Origin of the sequence: Klebsiella sp. MBT K-1 (assembly GCF_002556465.1) — a bacterium.
Taxonomy (GTDB): domain Bacteria; phylum Pseudomonadota; class Gammaproteobacteria; order Enterobacterales; family Enterobacteriaceae; genus Klebsiella; species Klebsiella grimontii.
The window spans coordinates 40,206-62,479 of the sequence record NZ_PDEL01000005.1; the positions used below are offsets into that span (position 1 = coordinate 40,206).

Genomic DNA, 22,274 nt, shown 5'->3' on the forward strand with positions numbered 1-22,274 from the left:
ACTCTCGCTCTCAGACAGGTACTGAACCGTGAAAATCCTCGTTGATGAAAATATGCCCTATGCGCGCGAGCTTTTTAGCCGCCTGGGGGAAGTCAAGGCCGTTGCTGGCCGCCCTGTCCCGGTCGATGCGTTGAATGACGCCGATGCGCTGATGGTGCGATCCGTCACCAAAGTTAACGAAGCACTGCTTTCCGGCAAGGCGATCAAATTTGTTGGCACCGCGACGGCGGGTACCGATCATGTCGATCAAGCGTGGCTGCAGCAGGCGGGAATCGGCTTTTCCGCTGCCCCGGGCTGCAACGCTATCGCGGTGGTGGAATATGTGTTTTCGGCGCTGTTAATACTGGCCGAGCGCGATGGTTTTGCGCTTAGCGACCGTACCGTCGGGATCGTGGGCGTCGGTAACGTGGGCGGGCGCCTGCAAAAGCGCCTTGAGGCGCTGGGAATAAAAACCCTGCTTTGCGATCCGCCGCGCGCCGATCGTGGCGATGAGGGCGATTTTCACACCCTCGACGAGCTGGTGCAGGAAGCGGACATTCTGACTTTCCATACGCCGCTCTATAAGGAAGGGCAGTACAAAACGCTGCACCTGGCGGATGAGGCGCTGATTCGCCGCCTGAAGCCGGGGACGATTTTAATCAACGCCTGCCGTGGGCCAGTGGTGGATAACGCCGCGCTGCTGCAGCGACTGCAGGCCAATCAGTCGTTAAGCGTGGTACTGGATGTCTGGGAGCCGGAGCCGGACCTGAATACCGAATTGCTCAAGCGGGTGGATATTGGTACGCCGCATATTGCCGGTTATACCCTTGAAGGAAAAGCGCGCGGCACGACGCAGGTTTTTGAGGCCTACAGCGCGTTTATTGGTCATCCGCAGCAGGTGGCGCTGGACACATTGCTGCCGGCGCCGGAATTTGGCCGCATTACGCTGCACGGGCCGCTCGATCAGGCAACGCTAAAACGGCTGGCGCATTTGGTGTATGATGTGCGCCGCGATGATGCGCCGCTGCGAAAAGTCGCGGGCGTTGCGGGCGAATTCGACAAACTGCGTAAAAATTATCAGGAACGCCGTGAATGGTCTTCGCTGTACGTGCAGTGCAGCGATGCGCAGGCGGCGACGCTGTTGCGCCAGCTGGGCTTCAACGCCGTACATCATCCTGTTCGTTAATATCATCTTAATGCTCCTGCTGGATAATCCGGCAGGGCCGCTTTTTTCTGGAGTACACCACCATGTCTGAAGGCTGGAATATTGCCGTACTGGGCGCAACGGGCGCCGTAGGCGAAGCCCTGTTCGAAACGCTTGCCGATCGTCAGTTCCCGGTGGGGGATATTTATGCCCTGGCTCGAAGCGATAGCGCTGGGGAACATCTGCGCTTTTCGGGCAAGTCGGTTGTCGTACAGGATGCGACCGAATTCGACTGGACCCAGGTCCAGCTGGCCTTTTTTGCCGCCGGCGTCGAAGCGACCGCGGCGTATATCGACGACGCCACAAACGCGGGCTGCCTGGTGATTGATTTAAGCGGTCTGTTTGCGCTGGAGCCGGACGTGCCGCTGGTGGTGCCGGATGTCAACCCGTTCGTGCTGGCGGATTACCGCAATCGTAACGTTATTGCGGTACCGAATAGCCTGACCAGCCAGCTGCTGTCGGCGTTAAAACCGCTGATCGATCAGGGCGGCCTGTCGCGCATCAGCGTGACCAACCTGCTGTCCGCCTCCGCCCACGGTAAAAAAGCGGTCGATGCGCTGGCGGGGCAGAGCGCCAAACTGCTTAACGGTGTTCCGATCGATGAGGACGACTTCTTCGGCCGCCAGCTGGCGTTCAATATGCTGCCGCTGCTGCCCGATCGGGAAGGAAGCGTGCGCGAAGAGCGTCGTATCGTCGATGAAGTCCGCAAAATGCTGCAGGATGACGGCCTGATGATCTCCGCAAGCGTCGTTCAGTCGCCGGTATTCTACGGTCATGCACAGATGGTCAGCTTTGAAGCGCAGCGCCCGCTGGCGGCGGAAGAGGCGCGCGATGCCCTTAGCCGCGGCGAAGATATCGAGCTGTCAGAAGAGGGCGAGTTCCCGACGCAGGTCGGCGATGCTTCCGGTAATGGCCGCCTTTCCGTCGGCTGCGTGCATAACGATTACGGGATGCCGGAGCAGGTGCAGTTCTGGTCCGTTGCCGATAACGTCCGTTTTGGCGGCGCGCTGATGGCGGTGAAAATCGCTGAGAAGCTGGTTCAGGAGTATCTGTACTGATGTCTGAGATGGAGCAGCCGCCGGTCTACAAAATTGCGCTGGGCATCGAATATGATGGCAGCAAGTACTACGGCTGGCAGCGGCAGAATGAAGTTCGCAGCGTGCAGGAGAAGCTGGAAAAGGCGCTTTCGCAGGTGGCGAACGAGCCTGTTAACGTTTTTTGCGCCGGCCGTACGGACGCCGGCGTTCACGGCACCGGTCAGGTGGTGCATTTTGAAACGCGCGCGCAGCGTCAGGATGCCGCATGGACGCTTGGCGTTAATGCCAATTTACCCGGCGACATTGCGGTGCGCTGGGTGAAGCCGGTTCCGCAAGATTTTCACGCCCGCTTCAGCGCCACGGCGCGTCGCTATCGTTATGTTATCTATAATCATCGTCTGCGGCCGGCGGTATTGAGCCGCGGCGTAACCCATTATTATCTGCCGCTGGATGCGGAGCGGATGCAGCGCGCCGCTCAGTGTCTGCTGGGAGAGAATGATTTCACCTCGTTTCGTGCGGTACAGTGCCAGTCGCGCACGCCGTGGCGCAACGTGATGCACATCAACGTCACCCGTTATGGTGCATATGTGGTGGTGGACATCAAAGCGAATGCCTTTGTACATCATATGGTAAGGAACATTGTCGGCAGTCTGATGGAAGTAGGTGCCGGTAACCAGCCTGAGAGCTGGATTGCAGAACTTCTGGCGGCAAAAGACAGGACGCTTGCCGCCGCAACGGCAAAGGCGGAAGGATTGTATCTGGTGTCGGTGGACTACCCGGCCCGCTACGACCTCCCGGTCATGCCGATGGGCCCGCTGTTTCTGGCGGACTAACCGGGTTATTAAGGGCTAACGCAAACTATGGACCTGATTCACTTTTTAATTGATTTTATCCTGCATATTGATGTGCATCTGGCTGAGCTGGTCGCGGAGTACGGTATTTGGGTATACGCGATTTTATTTTTGATTCTGTTCTGCGAAACCGGTCTGGTGGTCACGCCGTTCCTGCCGGGGGATTCTCTGCTGTTTGTGGCGGGCGCGCTCTCCGCGCTGCCGACCAACGATCTCAACGTGCATTTAATGGTGCTGCTGATGGTCATTGCCGCGATTGTTGGCGATGCGCTGAACTACACGATTGGCCGGCTGTTTGGTGAAAAGCTTTTCAGCAATCCCAATTCGAAAATTTTCCGCCGCAGCTACCTGGATAAGACCCATAGCTTCTACGAACGCCACGGCGGTAAAACTATCATTCTGGCGCGTTTCGTGCCGATCGTCCGAACGTTTGCGCCGTTTGTGGCGGGAATGGGGCATATGTCCTATCGTCATTTTGCGATGTATAACGTTGTTGGCGCGCTGCTGTGGGTGCTGTTATTTACCTATGCGGGTTATCTGTTCGGCGATTTGCCGATCGTACAGGAAAACCTTAAGCTGCTGATTGTGGCGATTATCGTCCTCTCCGTATTGCCTGGCGTGATTGAAGTCATCCGCCACAAGCGGGCGGCGGCGAAACAGGCGAAATAACGCGGCGACGATCTTCGGGCGGTATGCCGCCGTCCGTAGAGTGAAGTGTGAGCGGTTCGACCACTTTTTTATCCCATGTTACGGGATGTTATGATTTAATGTGCAACATTCATGGTCTGTAAGGGGCAAAAATGGCATTATGCGCCCCTTGCGACAAAACTGGCATCGACCAGGTTCAGGTAGAAAGGTTATCAATGAGCTGGATTGAACGAATTAAAAGCAATATAACCCCCACCCGTAAGGCAAGTATTCCTGAAGGTGTATGGACCAAGTGCGACAGCTGCGGACAGGTATTGTACCGCGCAGAGCTGGAGCGCAACCTGGAGGTTTGCCCTAAGTGCGATCACCACATGCGTATGTCGGCGCGCAACCGCCTGCATAGTCTGCTGGACGAAGGTTCCCTCGTGGAGCTGGGTAGCGAGCTCGAGCCGAAAGATGTGCTGAAGTTCCGCGATTCGAAAAAGTATAAAGACCGTCTGGCGTCCGCCCAGAAAGAGACCGGCGAAAAAGACGCGCTGGTGGTCATGAAAGGCACCCTGCACGATATGCCGGTTGTTGCCGCCGCTTTCGAATTCTCCTTTATGGGCGGGTCAATGGGCTCCGTGGTCGGCGCGCGCTTTGTTCGCGCGGTTGAGCAGGCTCTGGAAGACAACTGCCCGCTGATTTGCTTCTCCGCATCCGGCGGCGCGCGTATGCAGGAAGCGCTGATGTCGCTGATGCAGATGGCGAAAACCTCCGCTGCGCTGGCGAAAATGCAGGAGCGCGGCTTGCCGTATATCTCTGTGCTGACCGACCCAACCATGGGCGGCGTCTCGGCGAGTTTTGCGATGCTGGGCGATCTCAACATCGCTGAGCCAAAAGCGCTGATCGGCTTTGCCGGTCCCCGCGTTATCGAGCAGACCGTTCGCGAGAAGCTGCCGCCGGGGTTCCAGCGCAGCGAGTTCCTGATTGAGAAAGGGGCGATCGACATGATCGTACGCCGCCCGGAAATGCGTCTGAAGCTGGCCAGTATCCTGGCGAAGCTGATGAACCTTCCGGCGCCAAGTCCGGAACCCGCTCACGAAGGCGAGGTGGTGCCGCCGGTACCGGATCAGGAACCAGAGGCCTGATAATGGAGAGGGCAGGCCTGACGGCGCTGCCCTTTTTTATACGCGTAGCGATCTTAACTCTTGCCGGACATCATGGAAAAACAACCTATTCCTCAGGCCGCGTCGCCCCTGGCTACGTGGCTTTCTTATCTGGAGCATCTGCACAGCAAAACTATCGATCTCGGGCTGGCGCGCGTCAGCGAGGTCGCGCAGCGGATGGCGGTATTAAAACCGGCACCGTTTGTCTTCACGGTGGCGGGGACCAACGGTAAAGGCACCACTTGCCGTACCCTGGAGTCGGCGCTGATGGCGGCGGGCTACAAGGTTGGAGTTTACAGTTCGCCGCATCTGGTACGCTACACCGAGCGGGTGCGCGTGCAGGGTGAGGAGCTGACGGAGCTGGCGCACACTACCTCTTTTGCCGAAATTGAAGCCGCGCGCGGTGAGATTTCCCTGAGCTATTTTGAGTTCGGTACGCTTTCCGCGCTGTGGCTGTTTCAGCAGGCGCGGCTGGATGTGGTGATTCTTGAGGTGGGCCTGGGCGGCCGCCTGGATGCGACCAATATCGTCGATGCCGACGTGGCGGTGGTGACCAGTATCGCCCTCGACCATACCGACTGGCTGGGGCCGGATCGCGAAAGCATCGGCCGCGAAAAGGCGGGTATTTTCCGCACCGGCAAAGCGGCCATCGTCGGTGAACCCGATATGCCGTTGACCATTGCTCAGGTGGCGGATGAAAAAGGGGCGCGGCTCCTGCGCCGTGACGTTGACTGGCGGTACGAGGCCGGGGAACAAGGCTGGTCTTTCTACGATCGGCAGGGGGCGTTGACCGACCTGCCGCTGCCGCAGGTTCCGATGCCGAATGCGGCTACGGCGATTGCGGCCTTGCGCGCCAGCGGGCTTAAGGTTAGCGAGCAGGCGATTCGCGACGGCGTACAACGCGCGATGCTGCCGGGGCGTTTCCAGATAATCAGCGATGCTCCCCGGACGATCCTGGATGTTGCCCATAATCCGCATGCGGCGGCCTATCTCGCCGGGCGTCTCAAAACCTTATCGAAAACGGGGCGCGTGCTGGCGGTTATTGGTATGCTGCATGACAAGGATATCGCGGGAACGCTGGCAAATTTGCAGGCCGAAGTTGACGACTGGTACTGCGCGCCGCTGGAATGGCCGCGCGGAGCCACGGCGGAGCAGCTGCTGGAACATTTGCGCGCAGGTAAAGTCTATACTAGCGTCGCTGAGGCGTGGCATGCCGCGATGGCGGACGCCAGACCTGAAGATACGGTGCTGGTATGTGGTTCATTCCACACGGTGGCGCATGTAATGGAAGAAATAGACGCGGGGAGAATCGGTGGCGAGTAAGTTTCAGAACCGTTTAGTCGGGACGATTGTGCTGGTGGCGCTGGGGGTGATTATCCTGCCAGGGCTGCTGGATGGTCAGAAAAAACATTATCAGGATGAGTTTGCCGCGATCCCGCTGGTGCCAAAGCCGGGGGATCGCGATGAGCCGGATATGTTACCTGCAGCGACTCAAGCGCTGCCTTCGCAGCCTCCGGAAGGGGCGGCGGAAGAGGTACGAGCAGGCGATGCCGCTGCGCCATCGCTGGATCCGTCGCGAATACCGGTGAACAACAACAGTTTTGATGTGGTCCAGGAGCCGGTTGTGACGCCGAAGCCGCAGCCGAAACCTCAGCCGAAGCCTCAGCCTAAGCCGGTAGAGAAACCGCAGACGCAGCAGGTTACGGCGCAGACGCCGCCGCCTAAACCGCAGCAGCAGGCTGAAATTCCGGCGCCGACCGGCAAAGCTTATGTTGTGCAACTGGGCGCGCTGAAGAACGCCGATAAGGTCAACGAAATTGTTGGTAAGCTGCGCGCTTCCGGCTTTAAAGTTTACACATCGCCTTCGACGCCGGTGCAGGGTAAAATCACCCGTATCCTCGTGGGGCCGGATACTTCAAAGGATAAGCTGAAAGGCCAGCTTGGCGAGCTGAAGCAGATTTCAGGACTTAGCGGCGTGGTCATGGGCTACAGCCCGAACTAACTCTCTCTTTTTTAAAGGAGTAGAGGGCCGGAACCCCTGTCTGACGCGCCCTGAAGAGGCGAAAGGCAGTATGGCGTTGAATGTTTTTTCAGCGCCATTTTTATTTCTGTAGGGCATGGAAATCCCTACGCAAACGTTTTCTTTTTCTGTTAGAATGCGCCCCGAACCGGACGACAGGGCGTAAAATCGTGGGACGTATATGGTCTGGATTGATTACGCCATAATTGCGGTGATTGGTTTTTCCTCACTGGTTAGCCTGATCCGCGGCTTTGTTCGTGAAGCTTTATCGCTGGTAACCTGGGGATGCGCTTTCTTTGTTGCCAGTCATTACTACACTTACCTGGCTGTCTGGTTCACGGGCTTTGAAGACGAACTGGTCCGAAATGGGATTGCTATCGCGATACTGTTTATCGCAACGCTTATCGTCGGCGCTATCGTTAACTTTGTGATAGGTCAGCTGGTGGAAAAAACCGGCCTGTCGGGAACCGACAGGGTGTTAGGGATCTGCTTTGGCGCCCTGCGCGGGGTGTTAATCGTCTCAGCGATTCTGTTCTTTCTCGATAGCTTTACCGGTATGGCGAAAAGCGAAGACTGGCAAAAGTCTGAGCTTATCCCGCAGTTCAGTTTCGTTATCAGATGGTTTTTTGACTATCTGCAGAGCTCGTCAAGTTTCTTGCCCAAAGCATAAGCGTTGGGATGTAGCTTAACGAGGAAAAGACGTATGTGCGGTATTGTCGGTATCGCCGGTGTTATGCCGGTAAACCAGTCGATTTATGACGCGTTAACGGTGCTTCAGCATCGTGGCCAGGATGCCGCAGGCATCATCACTATTGATGCGAACAACTGTTTCCGTTTGCGTAAGGCGAACGGACTGGTGAGCGACGTTTTTGAAGCTCGCCATATGCAGCGTATGCAGGGCAATATGGGTATTGGTCACGTTCGTTACCCGACGGCGGGCAGCTCCAGCGCCTCCGAGGCACAGCCTTTTTACGTCAACTCGCCGTATGGCATCACGTTAGCGCACAACGGTAACCTGACTAACGCTCACGAGCTGCGTAAAAAGCTGTTTGAAGAAAAACGCCGCCATATCAACACCACCTCTGATTCCGAAATTCTGCTCAATATCTTCGCCAGCGAGCTGGACAATTACCGCCACTATCCGCTGGAAGCAGACAACATTTTTGCGGCGATCGCTGCCACCAACCGCCAGATTCGCGGCGCTTACGCCTGCGTGGCGATGATTATCGGCCACGGCATGATCGCCTTCCGCGACCCGAACGGCATCCGTCCGCTGGTGCTGGGCAAGCGCGATATCGGCGATGGCCGCACCGAGTATATGGTGGCTTCGGAAAGCGTGGCGCTGGATACGCTGGGCTTTGAGTTCCTGCGCGACGTGGCGCCTGGCGAAGCGGTGTACATCACCGAAAAAGGTCAGCTGTTCACTCGTCAATGCGCGGAGAACCCGGTCAGCAACCCGTGCCTGTTCGAATACGTCTACTTTGCGCGTCCGGACTCCTTCATCGATAAAATCTCCGTCTATAGCGCGCGCGTTAATATGGGCACGAAGCTGGGCGAGAAAATTGCCCGCGAGTGGGAAGATCTGGATATCGACGTGGTCATTCCTATCCCGGAAACCTCCTGCGATATCGCGCTGGAAATTGCCCGTATTCTCGACAAACCTTACCGCCAGGGGTTTGTTAAAAACCGCTACGTTGGCCGCACCTTTATCATGCCGGGCCAGCAGCTGCGCCGTAAGTCCGTGCGCCGTAAGCTTAACGCCAACCGCGCCGAGTTCCGCGATAAGAACGTGCTGCTGGTGGATGACTCCATCGTGCGCGGCACTACCTCAGAGCAGATTATCGAGATGGCGCGCGAAGCCGGGGCGAAGAAAGTGTATCTGGCCTCCGCGGCACCGGAAATTCGCTTCCCGAACGTGTATGGCATCGATATGCCGACCGCCAATGAGCTGATCGCACACGGGCGTGAAGTGGATGAGATTCGCCAGATCATCGGCGCAGACGGCCTGATTTTCCAGGATCTGGACGATCTGATTGACGCGGTGCGCGCTGAGAATCCGGATATTCAGCAGTTCGAATGCTCGGTGTTCAACGGTATCTACGTCACCAAAGATGTTGATCAGACCTATCTGGATTTCCTTGACTCTCTGCGCAACGACGACGCAAAAGCGGTTCAGCTGCAGAACGAAGTGGAAAACCTGGAGATGCACAACGAAGGGTAATGCCTTGATTCACCAGAAGCCCGCGGTCCGGAGACTGCGGGCTTTTTGTTTATAGAGGTCAGGCTTCGTTGATCCAAATTCGCATTTCGCCTTCGCCACGATTGGCCCAGCTAAACCATGGAATAAAGGTTAAGGTCTGTTTCTCTACCGCCGTCTGGCGATGGTCGAAGCTGTAGAGCGGTTTATCCTGTTGGGCGGTCAGTACCCGAAGCCCCTCCGCCTGCAGCACTATTTTTCCTTTTAGCACCCCAGTCCCTTGAATCTCGCGTATCTGACTCGCTTTCGGCAGCGACAGGTTGTGCAGTTCGGCGCCGTTATCAACCTCTTCCAGACAGTAAACCAGCGGTCCGCGCTGAATGGCGACTTTACCGGCGTTATGGCGCACCAGCGGGTTGGCGTAGACCCGGCGGATAGTCATCGGCAGGCGCAGCGTAATGACGTCCCCCTGCTGCCATTGGCGCGTAATATGCAGATAGCCTTTCAGCTGTTCGCCCTGCGCGCCTTCGCCGTTGATGAGCACCTGCGGCGCTTCACACCACTCCGGCAGGCGCAGCGCCAGCGTATGCTGAACGGCCTGCGGGTGGCTGAAAGTGATGATGACCTCCTCATCCCATGGATAGTTACCGCTGATTTTTAGCGCCAGCGGCTGGTCATTAATGGTGAACTGCGCTTCGCTTCCGGCGTAGAAATTAATAAACAGCGCGTCCCGGCGCGGCGTGAACAGGTAGTGCCCGATAGCCACCAACGTGCGGGCGATATTTGGCGGGCAGCAGGCGCAGCCAAACCAGCGCTGGCGAACCGGTTTGATATGATCGTAAATATGGTTATGAGGAATGCTTTTCGGATAGGTTTCCAGCGGGTTAACATAAAAGAAGTGTTTACCATCCAGCGCCATCCCGCCGAGTACCGTATTGTAAAAAGCGCGTTCCATCACGTCTGCATAGTGCGCATCGCCTTCCATTTCCAGCATCCGACGGGCGAACATCATCAGGCCAATCGAAGCGCAGCTTTCGCCGTAGGCGGTATCGTTGGGCAGATCGTAGTCGCTGGTAAAAGCTTCGCCGATCCCCTGGGAGCCGATTCCTCCGGTGATATACATCCGACGCTGTACCATGTTGTTCCAGATCCGCAGGCAGGTCTGACGTTTCTCTTCGTCATTGGTCATACGGGCGATATGCGCCAGGCCGGTCATCAGATAGACCGAACGTACGGCGTGGCCGACCGCTTCGTTCTGTTCAGCGAGCGGTTTGTGCGCATGGGTGTAAGTTTTGTCTTTGATCATTCCCGGCCAGGCGTCGCCCCAACCGATCCAGTGCCGGGTACCGCCGCGTTTTTCGAACTCGATATCGTAATAGTAGGGCTGCTTCCCTCGCTCTTCGACGAAGAAGCAGGCCAGCGCCTGATAGCGAGGTTCCCGGGTGACTTCATACAGGCGCATCAGCGCCAGTTCGATTTCCGGATGTCCCGGATAGCCGCGAAGCTGTCCGGGGTTAGGTCCGAAGACGGTATCAATGTGGTCGGCAAAGCGGCAGGAGATTTCCAACAGACGACGTTTGCCGGTGGCGCGATAAAAAGCGACAGTTGCTTCAAAAAGATGCCCGGCACAGTACAGTTCGTGGCACTCCGCAAGGTTAGTCCAGCGCTGACCCGGTTCTTTGACGGTATACCAGGTATTGAGATAGCCGTCTTCACACTGCGCTTGCGCCAGCAGTTCGATCACTTCGTCAGCGGTTTGTTCGAGCGCCGCGTCAGGTTTTTGGCTTAACGACCAGGCGACCGCCTCAAGCCATTTGGTGACGTCGCTATCCTGAAAAACCATTCCGTAAAATTGGCCATCCTCTTGTCCCGCGGCAATGCGGTAGTTGGCCAGCGCGTGGCTAGGCTCCGCATCGGGAATATTGTCGTTCAGCGCTTCCCACTGATAAGGAATGACGACATCACGAATCAAACGCTGATACTCTCCCAGGAAAGGATCGGTAACGGTAATTCGGTTCAGATCGGCTTCAATTACATCGGACTGCATCATGTTTACCTCAGGAAATTTGGCTATGTCTTTGGTTAAGATCGGTGGAGATACGTTTCATCATTGGGCCGTTCAGTCGGCACTTCAGCAGGCACAGAGCCAGCACCAGATGGAAAATTGCCGGTATTACGCTTTGCAGCAGGGTGATGCCCTGAACAGATACGGCAGTTTGATTTTCCAGGCCTGGACGGTACGCGACCAGGATCAGCAACAGGCTGATAATGCCGCCGGATGAGGCCCAGGAGAGCTTGATAAAAAAGAGGTTAAAGGCGAAGTTCATACCGGAGGAACGCACGCCATTCTTCCATTCACCGTAATCATCGGCGAAGGCCATAATCGAGAAGTGCAGCGGCAGGGTGAAACCAAGCACAATGTTGTTGATCAGGATACAGACCAGCCATAGCGTCTGATGCTGCGGGCCGGTCGGCAGGAACCACATCGCCAGGCCGAAAATAACCAGCACCAGGTTGGTGCGGAAGTACAGCGTAACCATGTCGACGCGCCGGGAAAGCGGGTTGACGATCACCGCGCCAATAATTGCGGCCACGGTGACGATGGCAAAAAACAGCGACATAAAGCCGGCGCTGCCCTGCAGCGCGTAGGAGATAAAGTACATGTAGCCGCCGCCGCGAATGCACAGAATATTCACCAGCAGGAAGGACATCACCAGCATCAGCAGTAATTGGTCGTTCTTACGCAGACCTTGCAGATGCTGGCGCAGCGTGAATTTCCCGGCCAGCGACAGCGGAACCCGCTCTTTGACCCAGAAAAAGCAAAGTAAAAACATGATCATACCAACGGCGCACAGCACGGCCACGCCGTACTGGTAGCCTTTAGCCAGATTCCCCTGGCCAAAAAGCTCGACCATCCATGGCAGCCCGACGGAGACCAGGAAGCCGGCGATACCGCTTAAGACAAAGCGCCAGGACTGGCAGGACATTACCTGATCGTGACGGTTGGTCATGGCGTTTATCAGGGCGCAGTAGGGGACGTTATTGGCGGTATAGCCAATAGAGAGCAAAAAATAGGTCCCGAACGCCCAGGCAATTTTCATGTTTGGGCTCATGTCTGGCACGGTAAACGTCAGGATGCCGATAACCGCAAGCGGCACGGCAGTCCAGAGCTGCCACGGGCGAAAGCGGCCCCAGCGGCTGCGGGTTCTGTCAGCAATAACGCCCATAACCGGGTCTGATACCGCATCAAAAATTCTCAGGGTAAAGAACATTGCCCCGACGATGGCCGGGCTGAGGCCGAACACATCGGTGTAGAAAAAAAGCAGGAAGCCGCTGATTAAGTCAGAGATGCAGTGTCCACCGGCATCTCCCAGCCCATAGCCTATTTTTTCGCGGGTGGAGAGCGTTTCGCCCGCATCAACCATCTGCACATTCGTGTCCAGATTATCGACTGTAGCCATAACCAATCCTTATTTGCTTAGCAGAGTGTGAGGGTACACAGGTCATTACGATCTGTTTTTTTTTAGTAAACTTAATACGCTTCCGAGCATAGATCTAATCTTCTCTTTTCGTACATTTTTGACTTTCTCGCTTGTGATTTTGATCTTGATTTTTACTATAAATTATTTTTAATGCTGATCTTGATCACATTTATCCGTGAGGGATGCCGGGATTTTTTGCGTTATTCGCTAAGCTGAGCATCATTTTTACGAGAAAAGGTCGAATTAAATGCATCTAGGAATGGATATCGGTGGGACCAAAGTTGAGACTGTCGTGCTGGATGACAAGGGAAAACTGGTCCGGCAGCAGCGCATTGCGACACCGAAAGCCAGTATTGAGCAGTTCTTACAGGGTATCATTGGGGAAGTCCAGGCCGCGCAGGATTGGGCAGGCGAAAAGCTAAGCCTGGGATTCGGTTTGCCCGGCGCGATTGACACCGCTACATGTTTAGTAAAAAATTCAAATATTCAGGTGGTCAATGGGCATCCGCTGCATGATATCCTGAGCGACTATTTTTCCCAGCCGGTGGCTGTCGCAAACGATGCTAACTGTTTCGCGCTGTCGGAAGCGATAGATGGCTGCGGCGCCGGTCATGAAGTGGTGTTTGGGGCGATACTTGGTACCGGATGCGGCGGCGGTGTGGTGGTGCATCAGCGTTTGCTGACCGGGCCGAATGCCTGCAGCGGTGAATGGGGGCATAATCCTTTGCCGCACTATTCTCCAGAACACGATGGGCCTGCGCACTTGTGCTATTGCGGTCAGCATAACTGCGTAGAATCGTTTATCTCTGGCAGCGGGCTGGCCCGACAGTTTCGCTTACATAATGAAGGACGCGGAACCGCTGAAGAACTGGTGTTGAAGATGCGTGAAGGACACCCTCAAGCGCTGGCGCTGTGGCGGCAATTCCGTAATCAGCTGGCGCGCGCCTTCGCAAACGTCGTGAATACGCTCGATCCGGATGTGATAGTGATAGGTGGGGGGCTGTCGGGCGTCGATGAGCTGTATAGCGATTTGTCGGCTGAGATGGCAAAGTACGTCTTCGGAGGACGCTGCGTGACGCCGGTTCTGCCGGCAAAGCATGGCGACAGCAGCGGCGTACGCGGCGCAGCATGGGCTGGAGAGCAGGCGCTGCAGGGATAATCAGCGTAAACCCCGTAAAACAGGTGAAAACGAACGGAATGGTAAAAAAGACCAGAATTAAAGATATTGCGGCGGCCTGCGGCGTGTCGATTGCCGCAGTATCAAGAGCGCTAAAAGGGCAGCCGGGGCTTAGCGAGGAGACCCGCCAGCGGATCCTGTCGATAGCGGAAGCCGAAGGCTATGATTTTAGCCGCTTGCGCAACGGTCGCATCAAGCGGCTGCTGTTTTTAATGCACAGGGAACACAATATTGCCAGCGCTCTGCCGTTCTATTCGACCGTCATGCTTGGCGTTGCTGACGCTTGTAGAGAAAATGAAATTGCCATGAGCTTCCAGCCCATTGGTCCGGGAGATTCAGTTGGCGAGTTGATTAATCTCCATCAGCCTGATGCGCTGATCTGCGCGGGTTATCTTGAAGCAGAGATACTGACGGAATTGAAAAAAACGGCGCTCCCCGTTGCCCTGGTTGATTTGTGGGCGGCGGATTTTCCCTGCGCCAATCCTGACAACTATCACGGCGGATTTATCGCCACCCGCCACCTGCTAGAACAGGGAAGAAAGCGCATTGCGTTACTTGGCCATTCCCTGCGCCATTACAGTATTCGCCAGCGTACTGAAGGCTATCAGCAGGCGCTGTTTGATGCCGGCATTTCTCTGGGCGAGGATTATAGAGTCGAGATCCCGCCGGTTAAGGAGATAGAACAGCCGTTGGTGGAGGGCATGGAGAAACTGCTGGCGCTACCGCAGCCGCCGGATGCTATCTTTGCTTATAACGATATGGCGGCGCTGGTGGCGATGCGAGTCTGCGCGCGGAAGGGCATCAAGGTGCCGGATGAGATTGCGATCGTCGGTTTCGATGATATTGAAGCTGCTGCCTGGGCCTGGCCGCCGTTAACCACGGTGGCCATTGATAAGCGTGAGCTTGGCCGCGATGCGTTCCGTCTTTTACTCAGCGATGAGGGTGACAGAAACCTGTTGTTGCCGGTGCGGTTAGTGGTTCGTGAGAGTTCATTGCGGTTGCGTCCGCAGGCATAATCCGGCAAAGTCTGCGCCATCGTGTGAAAGGGGCAATCATCGTGAAGCGACTCATTATCGGTATATCTGGCGCCAGCGGCGCAATCTACGGCGTGCGTTTGCTCCAGGTTTTGCGCGAGGTGCCTGATGTCGAAACCCATCTTATTTTAAGCCAGGCGGCGCGGCAGACGCTGGCGCTGGAGACGGATTTCTCCCTGCGGGAGGTGCAGGCGTTAGCCGATGTGGTGCACGATGCCCGCGATATCGCCGCCAGCATCTCTTCCGGCTCTTTTAAAACCGCGGGAATGGTCATTTTGCCGTGTTCTATGAAGACCCTTTCCGGCATTGTTCATAGCTATACCGATGGGCTATTGACCAGGGCGGCAGACGTGGTGCTCAAAGAGCGTCGCCCGCTGGTGCTGTGCGTAAGGGAAACGCCGTTCCACCTTGGCCACCTGCGTCTGCTGGTCCAGGCGGCGGAAATGGGCGCGGTGATTATGCCGCCGGTTCCCGCGTTTTATCATCGGCCAAAGACCCTTGATGACGTGATAAACCAAACGGTCAACCGCGTTATCGATCAGTTTGATATTTCTCTTCCTGAAGACCTCTTTACCCGCTGGCAGGGAGCGTAAAGCGCACTAAGATAGTGCGCTTTATTCACATCTGCATTGCCGCAGTGCAATTTTGTCGCCTCGATCAAATCCTAAACATTTAATTTGTTTTTTTGCGCTGTGACACTGCGGTTTATCCGTTATTGCTGGTATCTTCCCTTTTAAGACAAACTTGCAACCTTTATTTAACAAATTTAACGCCATTTCCAGCACGCACTGAGAAAATGGCATAAAACGTGCAAGATTTTGTCGGCAGCATAAATAACAAAATAACGCATCGCATAACAACATCACGACACTTAAGGGTAACCTATGAAGAAGACGGTCCTGGCTCTCTCTTTAATGATGGGCATTTGCAGCGCCTCCAGCGCGTTCGCCGCGCTGCCGCAGAGTATTCGCATTGGCACCGATGCCACCTACGCGCCTTTCTCTTCTAAGGATGCGAAAGGGGATTTCGTGGGTTTTGACATTGATTTGGGCAATGAGCTCTGTTCGCGTATCAAAGTAAAATGTACCTGGGTTGGCAGCGATTTCGACTCCCTGATCCCGTCGCTGAAGGCCAAGAAAATCGACGCTATCATCTCTTCGTTGTCGATTACGGAAAAACGCCAGCAGGAAATCGCCTTCTCTGACAAGCTCTACGCCGCCGACTCGCGCCTGATTGCCGCCAAAGGCTCGCCGATTCAGCCAACGCTGGAATCGCTGAAAGGCAAGCATGTCGGCGTGCTTCAGGGCTCTACCCAGGAGGCCTATGGTAATGAACGCTGGCGCAGCCACGGCGTCGATGTCGTGGCTTATCAGAACCAGGATTTGATTTACTCAGACCTCTCCGCTGGCCGCCTTGACGCCGCATTGCAGGATGAAGTGGCCGCGAGCGAAGGTTTCCTCAAGCAACCCGCCGGTAAAGATTTCGCGTTTGCCGGTCCTTCCGTTAAAGACAAAAAATTCTTCGGTGATGGTACCGGCATCGGCCTGCGTAAGGACGATAGCGAGCTGAAGGCCGCGTTTGATAAAGCGCTGGCTGACATGCGTAAAGACGGTACCTACGACAAAATGGCGAAGAAGTACTTCGACTTCAACGTTTACGGTGAGTAAGACGCCCGCTGGCCCGGACTCCGGGCCACGCGTATCTATTTCTGCCCATTATTGGTGCAACTGCACTTTTTGCGGATCGCTTTGGTGCAAAGAATTCCGCACGGGATGTTAATAAGTGCATAGTTAAGCGTTTCTGATGCGAAAAAATTTGCTTCCCGGCGCGGAATGTTTTGCCTTACCGGGGCGAATAATGGCACGATAACTGCCGTAAGTACTTCTAATAAATCCGTTAGAATGACAGTCTGTTGAGGATAGTTATGAAAAAACTGGCGTTGTCTCTCTCTTTAGCGCTGGCCCTTTCCAGCGTTTCCACTGTATTCGCAGCCATTCCGCAAAAAGTCCGCATCGGCACCGATCCTACTTATGCCCCGTTCGAATCCAAGAATGCACAGGGTGAATTGGTTGGTTTTGACATCGATCTGGCAAAAGAGCTCTGTAAGCGCATCAATACGCAATGTACCTTCATTGAGAACCCGCTGGACGCGCTGATCCCGTCTTTAAAAGCGAAGAAAATCGATGCCATTATGTCTTCGCTTTCAATCACCGAAAAACGTCAGCAGGAAATTGCCTTCACCGACAAGCTTTACGCGGCGGATTCGCGCCTGGTCGTGAAAAAAGGCAGCGATATTACGCCAGACCTCGCGAAGCTGAAAGGTAAACGCGTTGGCGTTCTGCAGGGTACCACTCAGGAAACCTACGGCAACGAGCACTGGGCGCCGAAGGGTATTGAAATCGTTTCCTACCAGGGGCAGGACAATATTTATTCTGACCTGACCGCTGGACGTATCGATGCTGCGTTCCAGGATGAAGTCGCCGCCAGCGAAGGCTTCCTCAAACAGCCTATCGGCAAGGATTATCAGTTTGGCGGCCCGTCGATTAAAGACGAGAAGCTGTTCGGCGTCGGCACCGGTATGGGGCTGCGTAAAGAGGACAACGAACTGCGTGAAGCATTGAATAAAGCCTTTGCCGAGATGCGCCAGGACGGCACCTACGACAAGCTGGCGAAGAAATATTTCGATTTTAACGTGTACGGCGACTAATCATCCCGCGTACCCCATCGCGCGTGATTTCACGCGCGATGGTTGATGACAGACAGGGCAGACAGCATGCTGTACGGGTTTTCACAGGTTATATTTCAGGGCGCGCTGGTCACCCTTGAGCTGGCGTTAAGCTCGGTCGTTCTGGCGGTGCTTATCGGCCTGGCGGGCGCTGGGGCGAAACTTTCTAACAATCGTCCATTAGCGCTGATTTTTGAAGGCTATACCACTTTAATCCGTGGTGTCCCCGATCTGGTGCTGATGCTGCTGATTTTCTACGGGCTGCAGATCGCGCTTAACAGCGTGACCGATGCGCTTGGCCTGGCGCAGTTTGATATTGACCCAATGGTGGCGGGTATCATCACGCTGGGCTTTATTTACGGCGCCTACTTCACCGAAACTTTTCGCGGCGCCTTCCTGGCGGTGCCGACGGGGCATATTGAAGCGGCGACGGCTTTCGGCTTTAGCGGCGGGCAAACCTTTCGTCGCATTCTGTTCCCGGCAATGATGCGCTATGCGCTGCCTGGAATAGGCAACAACTGGCAGGTGATCCTCAAAGCGACCGCGCTGGTCTCGCTGCTGGGGCTGGAGGATGTGGTCAAGGCAACCCAGCTGGCGGGTAAAAGCACCTGGGAGCCGTTCTACTTCGCCATCGTCTGCGGCCTGATTTATCTCGTATTTACAACGGTTTCCAATGGTGTGCTGCTGATGCTCGAACGCCGTTACTCGGTGGGCGTGAAGAGGGCTGACCTGTGATTGACATTATTCAGGAGTACTGGAAATCCCTGCTGTGGACCGACGGCTACCGCTTTACCGGCGTCGCGATTACGCTCTGGCTGCTGATCTCTTCCGTGGTGATGGGCGGCATCCTGGCGGTTTTCCTCGCGATAGGCCGAGTGTCGAGCAACAAATTTATCCAGTTCCCCATCTGGCTCTTCACCTATATCTTTCGCGGCACGCCGCTGTACGTTCAGCTGCTGGTGTTCTATTCCGGGATGTATACGCTGGAAATCGTCAAAGGCACTGAACTGCTGAACGCCTTCTTTCGCAGCGGGCTGAACTGTACGGTGCTGGCGCTGACGCTGAACACCTGCGCCTATACCACGGAGATTTTCGCCGGGGCGATTCGTTCAGTGCCGGCAGGCGAGATAGAGGCTGCCCGGGCGTACGGTTTTTCCTCGGTTAAAATGTATCGCTGCATTATCCTGCCTTCCGCGCTGCGTATCGCTCTGCCTGCGTACAGCAACGAAGTGATTCTGATGCTGCATTCCACCGCGCTGGCTTTTACCGCCACGGTGCCGGATCTGCTGAAAATTGCCCGCGATATTAACTCGGCAACCTACCAGCCGTTTACCGCCTTTGGTATTGCCGCAGTACTGTATTTAATTATCTCGTATGTGCTGATTAGCCTGTTCCGCAGGGCGGAAAAGCGCTGGCTCCAGCACATCAAACCTTCTTCGACGCACTGAGAACGCCATGTCCGACAATAAATTAAATGTAATCGATCTGCATAAACGTTACGGCGAGCATGAGGTACTGAAAGGCGTCTCACTGCGGGCGAAAGCCGGAGACGTGATCAGTATTATTGGCTCATCCGGTTCCGGTAAAAGTACCTTTTTGCGCTGCATTAACTTTCTTGAAAAGCCCAGCGAAGGGACGATCGTCGTTAACGGGCAAAACATTGGCCTGGTTCGCGATAAAGACGGTCAGTTAAAGGTGTCTGATAAGAACCAGCTGCGCCTTCTGCGTACCCGCCTGACGATGGTGTTCCAGCACTTCAACCTGTGGAGCCATATGACGGTGCTGGAAAACGTGATGGAAGCGCCGATTCAGGTATTAGGCCTGAGCAAACAGGAAGCTCGCGATCGGGCGGTCAAATATCTGGCAAAAGTCGGTATTGACGAACGCCAGCAGATTAAATATCCGGTGCACCTCTCCGGCGGCCAGCAGCAGCGTGTTTCCATTGCCCGCGCGCTGGCGATGGAGCCCGACGTACTGCTGTTTGATGAACCGACGTCGGCGCTTGACCCTGAACTGGTGGGCGAAGTGCTGCGTATTATGCAGCAGCTGGCGGAAGAGGGGAAAACCATGGTCGTGGTAACGCATGAAATGGGCTTTGCGCGCCATGTCTCTTCGCACGTGATTTTCCTGCATCAGGGCAAGATTGAAGAAGAAGGGCACCCTGACGATGTTTTCGGCAATCCGAAAAGCCAGCGCCTGCAGCAGTTCCTGAAGGGCTCGTTAAAGTAATACTGCCTATGCCCCCGGCGGAATCCCCTCCGCCGGGACGGCTAGCGCTCCAGCCGATACACCCAGTCATCGTAGTCCATTCCGTTCAAATGATACGCTTTTTCGAGCACCTGAATGCGGATAAAACCGTGTTTTTCCAGCAGGCGGGAAGAGCCAGCGTTATTGCTCAGCACCCAGGCATTTATCGCGTGAACGCCGAGCTGGTTAAAGCCGTAGTCGCAAATTGCTTTTAACGCTTCGCTGGCGTATCCCTTTCCCTGAGCATCGGGCAGGAGAGCGTATCCGATATCCGCTTCGTGCGGATTTTTACCGCTGATGCGCAGGCCGATATCGCCAACCGCCGCGCCGCTGGCGTCGCGCAGTACGAATACGCCAGGGTCAGCGCAGCGGGATTCAAACAGCGTCCGCAGCGCTGGCTCTTCAAGAACCTCGCCCATATAGCGCATCACTTCCGGGTCTCGCCGTAAGCGCAGGAAAAATGGCCAGTCGGATGCGTGAAACGGCGAGAGGCGCAGGCGCGGCGTAGTGAGTATTATCATCATGCAGTCCATAGAGGTGGATTATTCCACCACCTTAACATCATAAAGCGCTGAGTCTAACCGACCCTCGGTGAAGCCCGGCGCTGATTTTCGAGCCCGCCGAGATAGCGCAGCACGGTGTTGCTCTCTTGCGTCGCCCTCAACTGCAGCGCCAGGTTGAGGTTGTCCAGCACCTCGGCGTGGGCGACCAGCGGTGAATCCCCGGCAAGCCGTCCCTCCATCACCAGCCAGCCGACGACGGTTTTCCAGCGCCACAGCGGCGAATTGCCTTTCACCCGCTGTACCGGCCCTGGAAACTGGCCCGAGCCTCGTGCGCCATCTTTCAATAAGGCGATGGCCTGTCGCGTCAGGCCGGTGAGTTCAGCAATATCGCTTAATCCAACCAGCGCGGAATCGACGGATTCGACCCGCGCATTCAGGGCCGGGGCGGATTCGATATTGGCAATCGCTGACAAAATGGCCTGTTCGAGAGAATCGCATTCGCGGTCGAACTCCAGATAGACCGCCGTTCCGTAAAAGCAGACCAGGGCATCAGCGCAGCCTGCCGCATGCAGCGCATCCTCTAGTCCTACGGTATGCGCGGTGACGCCGGAGAGGGTGAGCGTAAAGTTATACAGCGCCATGGTTTAATCCTTCTTGTGGTTAATCTGACCCGATACGGGTACCAGACAGCGATCGACCATGCGGATGATTTGCCTGGCATGGTGAATGGGCGCCGCCGGCGTTGACCAGATGCTCATCATGTGTTCCCGATGGTGGGCTGTTCCGCACATCAGTCGCCCAAAACAGTGCGCGCTTTTGCCGCCAGGGAGAAAAATCCAGCCGCGCGCCAGCGCGTAGTCAATAGCGGCTCTGATATGTTTATCCGGATGTTCCTTCATCAATGTGTCCTGCTAATACTGAATATAATGTTGACGGATGTCAACGATCGGGTAAGGTTAAATCACACGCAGGGGTTATGACAGAGTGAAGGGGAGATCGCTGGAATGAGATTCACAGTTAAGACGCGACAGACGCGGTGGTTTTTGCGCGTTGCGAGGAGGGTTCCACAAATAACAGAGCAGGGAGATCGCCGAGACCTCCCTGAAGGCCCCTGAACTATTTCAGGACATCGGCAAGGGCCTCTTCCAGATCGTACCAACGAAAGCCAAATCCGGCGGCTTCCAGGCGTTTTGGCAGCGCGCGCTGGCCGCCGAGTACCAGAACGGAAGATTCTCCCATCAGCAGGCGAATCGCCGCCGCCGGGACGCGGAAAATGGCGGGCCGATTCAACGCATGGCCCAGCGCGTGGGCGAACTGCTCGTTACGCACCGGGTAAGGGGAAACCATATTAAACGGCCCCCGCAGGTCGTTATCCAGCAGCCAGAGGATACCGTTGACCATGTCGTCGATGTGGATCCACGCCAGATATTGCCTTCCGCTACCGATAGGGCCGCCGAGGCCAAGTTTAAAAGCCGGCGTCATTTTGGCCAGAATGCCGCCGCGCGGCGCCAGCACCACGCCGGTACGCAGCAGGCAGACGCGGGTGCGATCGCTCTGTGCTTCACAGGCGATTTGCTCCCAGCGGGCGCAAAGCTTATGGGTAAACTCGTTGTGCGGCGGCTCTTCTTCGGTAACCACGACTTCACCGAGGTCGCCATAGTAACCGGTGGCGGAACCGCTTATCAGCACCGTGGGTGGCGTATCGCTGGCGTTGCACAGCTTGACCAGCTTTTGCGTGATATCCCAGCGGCTGTGGCAGAGACGCTGTTTCTGCTCCGCCGTCCAGCGTTTATCGGCGATCGGCTCGCCTGCCAGATTAATGACGGCATCAATGCCGTTGAGGTTCGCCTGATGCTCGAAATCGCGCCACAGGGTGACGCGTGGGTCGAGGCGGCTTTTGGCCTTTTCCGGGCTGCGCGTTGAAACCGTTACGTGATGCCCCAGCTCCAGTAGCCGGGGGATCAGATGTCGGCCTATCAGGCCGGTACCGCCAGTAAGCAGAACGTTCATAGCGCCTCCCTA

At 55.9% G+C, this 22,274-nt stretch carries 23 protein-coding genes; 17 read left to right on the top strand and 6 right to left on the bottom strand.

The window, feature by feature from the left end:
• Positions 1–28: 28 nt before the first annotated feature.
• The 9 genes from pdxB (at position 29) to purF (ending at position 9,108) form a co-directional block, all read left to right on the top strand.
• On the top strand, positions 29–1,165 hold the full coding sequence (gene pdxB / locus CMQ96_RS08560) for a 4-phosphoerythronate dehydrogenase PdxB (protein WP_004870875.1): 1,137 nt from the start codon (positions 29–31) through the stop codon (positions 1,163–1,165).
• Positions 1,166–1,227: 62 nt separating this feature from the next.
• Complete coding sequence (locus tag CMQ96_RS08565) at positions 1,228–2,241, top strand: aspartate-semialdehyde dehydrogenase (protein WP_098066584.1); 1,014 nt, start codon at positions 1,228–1,230, stop codon at positions 2,239–2,241.
• Entirely contained in the window at positions 2,241–3,053 is an 813-nt protein-coding gene (gene truA, locus CMQ96_RS08570; RefSeq protein WP_004870879.1) for a tRNA pseudouridine(38-40) synthase TruA, read from the top strand. The genes CMQ96_RS08565 and truA overlap by 1 nt, the downstream gene beginning before the upstream one ends.
• A 27-nt stretch (positions 3,054–3,080) precedes the next feature.
• A complete protein-coding gene (locus tag CMQ96_RS08575) occupies positions 3,081–3,740 on the top strand; it encodes a DedA family protein (RefSeq protein ID WP_004123217.1) in 660 nt (219 codons plus the stop codon).
• Positions 3,741–3,934: 194 nt separating this feature from the next.
• The gene (accD, locus tag CMQ96_RS08580) at positions 3,935–4,849 is read left to right on the top strand and encodes an acetyl-CoA carboxylase, carboxyltransferase subunit beta (protein ID WP_176518984.1); all 915 of its coding nucleotides are present in this window, start codon (positions 3,935–3,937) and stop codon (positions 4,847–4,849) included.
• A gap of 72 nt (positions 4,850–4,921) precedes the next feature.
• A complete protein-coding gene (folC, locus tag CMQ96_RS08585) occupies positions 4,922–6,190 on the top strand; it encodes a bifunctional tetrahydrofolate synthase/dihydrofolate synthase (protein WP_098066588.1) in 1,269 nt (422 codons plus the stop codon).
• The gene (dedD, locus tag CMQ96_RS08590; RefSeq protein WP_004870885.1) at positions 6,180–6,869 is read left to right on the top strand and encodes a cell division protein DedD; all 690 of its coding nucleotides are present in this window, start codon (positions 6,180–6,182) and stop codon (positions 6,867–6,869) included. The genes folC and dedD overlap by 11 nt, the downstream gene beginning before the upstream one ends.
• 199 nt (positions 6,870–7,068) lie before the next feature.
• A complete protein-coding gene (gene cvpA, locus CMQ96_RS08595) occupies positions 7,069–7,557 on the top strand; it encodes a colicin V production protein (RefSeq protein WP_004104143.1) in 489 nt (162 codons plus the stop codon).
• Positions 7,558–7,590: 33 nt separating this feature from the next.
• Entirely contained in the window at positions 7,591–9,108 is a 1,518-nt protein-coding gene (gene purF / locus CMQ96_RS08600) for an amidophosphoribosyltransferase (protein ID WP_098066590.1), read from the top strand.
• A 58-nt stretch (positions 9,109–9,166) separates the two neighbouring features.
• Here the strand turns inward: purF and CMQ96_RS08605 are convergent, their stop codons facing one another.
• Entirely contained in the window at positions 9,167–11,134 is a 1,968-nt protein-coding gene (locus CMQ96_RS08605; RefSeq protein ID WP_098066591.1) for a glycoside hydrolase family 127 protein, read from the bottom strand.
• Positions 11,135–11,141: 7 nt separating this feature from the next.
• Entirely contained in the window at positions 11,142–12,545 is a 1,404-nt protein-coding gene (locus CMQ96_RS08610) for an MFS transporter (RefSeq protein ID WP_098066593.1), read from the bottom strand.
• 268 nt (positions 12,546–12,813) lie between these two features.
• Here CMQ96_RS08610 and CMQ96_RS08615 point away from each other — a divergent pair, with 268 nt between their 5' ends.
• From CMQ96_RS08615 to hisP, 8 genes are all read left to right on the top strand, one after another.
• On the top strand, positions 12,814–13,725 hold the full coding sequence (locus CMQ96_RS08615) for an ROK family protein (protein WP_098066595.1): 912 nt from the start codon (positions 12,814–12,816) through the stop codon (positions 13,723–13,725).
• Between the two features lie 38 nt (positions 13,726–13,763).
• Positions 13,764–14,759: a LacI family DNA-binding transcriptional regulator gene (locus CMQ96_RS08620; RefSeq protein WP_098066597.1), complete on the top strand. Its 996-nt coding sequence runs from the start codon at positions 13,764–13,766 to the stop codon at positions 14,757–14,759.
• Between the two features lie 41 nt (positions 14,760–14,800).
• Complete coding sequence (locus tag CMQ96_RS08625; protein ID WP_049088439.1) at positions 14,801–15,370, top strand: UbiX family flavin prenyltransferase; 570 nt, start codon at positions 14,801–14,803, stop codon at positions 15,368–15,370.
• 291 nt (positions 15,371–15,661) lie between these two features.
• Positions 15,662–16,444: a lysine/arginine/ornithine ABC transporter substrate-binding protein ArgT gene (gene argT, locus CMQ96_RS08635; protein ID WP_024359280.1), complete on the top strand. Its 783-nt coding sequence runs from the start codon at positions 15,662–15,664 to the stop codon at positions 16,442–16,444.
• Positions 16,445–16,701: 257 nt separating this feature from the next.
• Entirely contained in the window at positions 16,702–17,484 is a 783-nt protein-coding gene (hisJ, locus tag CMQ96_RS08640; protein WP_004123203.1) for a histidine ABC transporter substrate-binding protein HisJ, read from the top strand.
• Positions 17,485–17,550: 66 nt separating this feature from the next.
• Positions 17,551–18,237 (top strand): histidine ABC transporter permease HisQ, encoded by a 687-nt coding sequence (locus CMQ96_RS08645; RefSeq protein ID WP_004123199.1) that lies wholly within the window; start codon positions 17,551–17,553, stop codon positions 18,235–18,237.
• On the top strand, positions 18,234–18,950 hold the full coding sequence (hisM, locus tag CMQ96_RS08650; RefSeq protein ID WP_004870894.1) for a histidine ABC transporter permease HisM: 717 nt from the start codon (positions 18,234–18,236) through the stop codon (positions 18,948–18,950). The genes CMQ96_RS08645 and hisM overlap by 4 nt, the downstream gene beginning before the upstream one ends.
• A gap of 7 nt (positions 18,951–18,957) precedes the next feature.
• Positions 18,958–19,731, top strand: coding sequence for a histidine ABC transporter ATP-binding protein HisP (gene hisP, locus CMQ96_RS08655; protein ID WP_004870897.1), 774 nt, complete (start codon positions 18,958–18,960; stop codon positions 19,729–19,731).
• Between the two features lie 41 nt (positions 19,732–19,772).
• Here the strand turns inward: hisP and CMQ96_RS08660 are convergent, their stop codons facing one another.
• The 4 genes from CMQ96_RS08660 to CMQ96_RS08675 all read right to left on the bottom strand — a co-directional run bounded on the left by CMQ96_RS08660 (position 19,773) and on the right by CMQ96_RS08675 (position 22,262).
• The gene (locus tag CMQ96_RS08660; RefSeq protein WP_176518985.1) at positions 19,773–20,270 is read right to left on the bottom strand and encodes a GNAT family N-acetyltransferase; all 498 of its coding nucleotides are present in this window, start codon (positions 20,268–20,270) and stop codon (positions 19,773–19,775) included.
• A 56-nt stretch (positions 20,271–20,326) separates the two neighbouring features.
• Positions 20,327–20,893: a hypothetical protein gene (locus CMQ96_RS08665; RefSeq protein ID WP_049088443.1), complete on the bottom strand. Its 567-nt coding sequence runs from the start codon at positions 20,891–20,893 to the stop codon at positions 20,327–20,329.
• Positions 20,894–20,896: 3 nt separating this feature from the next.
• Positions 20,897–21,151: a hypothetical protein gene (locus CMQ96_RS08670; protein WP_049088446.1), complete on the bottom strand. Its 255-nt coding sequence runs from the start codon at positions 21,149–21,151 to the stop codon at positions 20,897–20,899.
• 217 nt (positions 21,152–21,368) lie between these two features.
• Positions 21,369–22,262: a TIGR01777 family oxidoreductase gene (locus CMQ96_RS08675; RefSeq protein ID WP_024359275.1), complete on the bottom strand. Its 894-nt coding sequence runs from the start codon at positions 22,260–22,262 to the stop codon at positions 21,369–21,371.
• Positions 22,263–22,274: the final 12 nt, after the last annotated feature.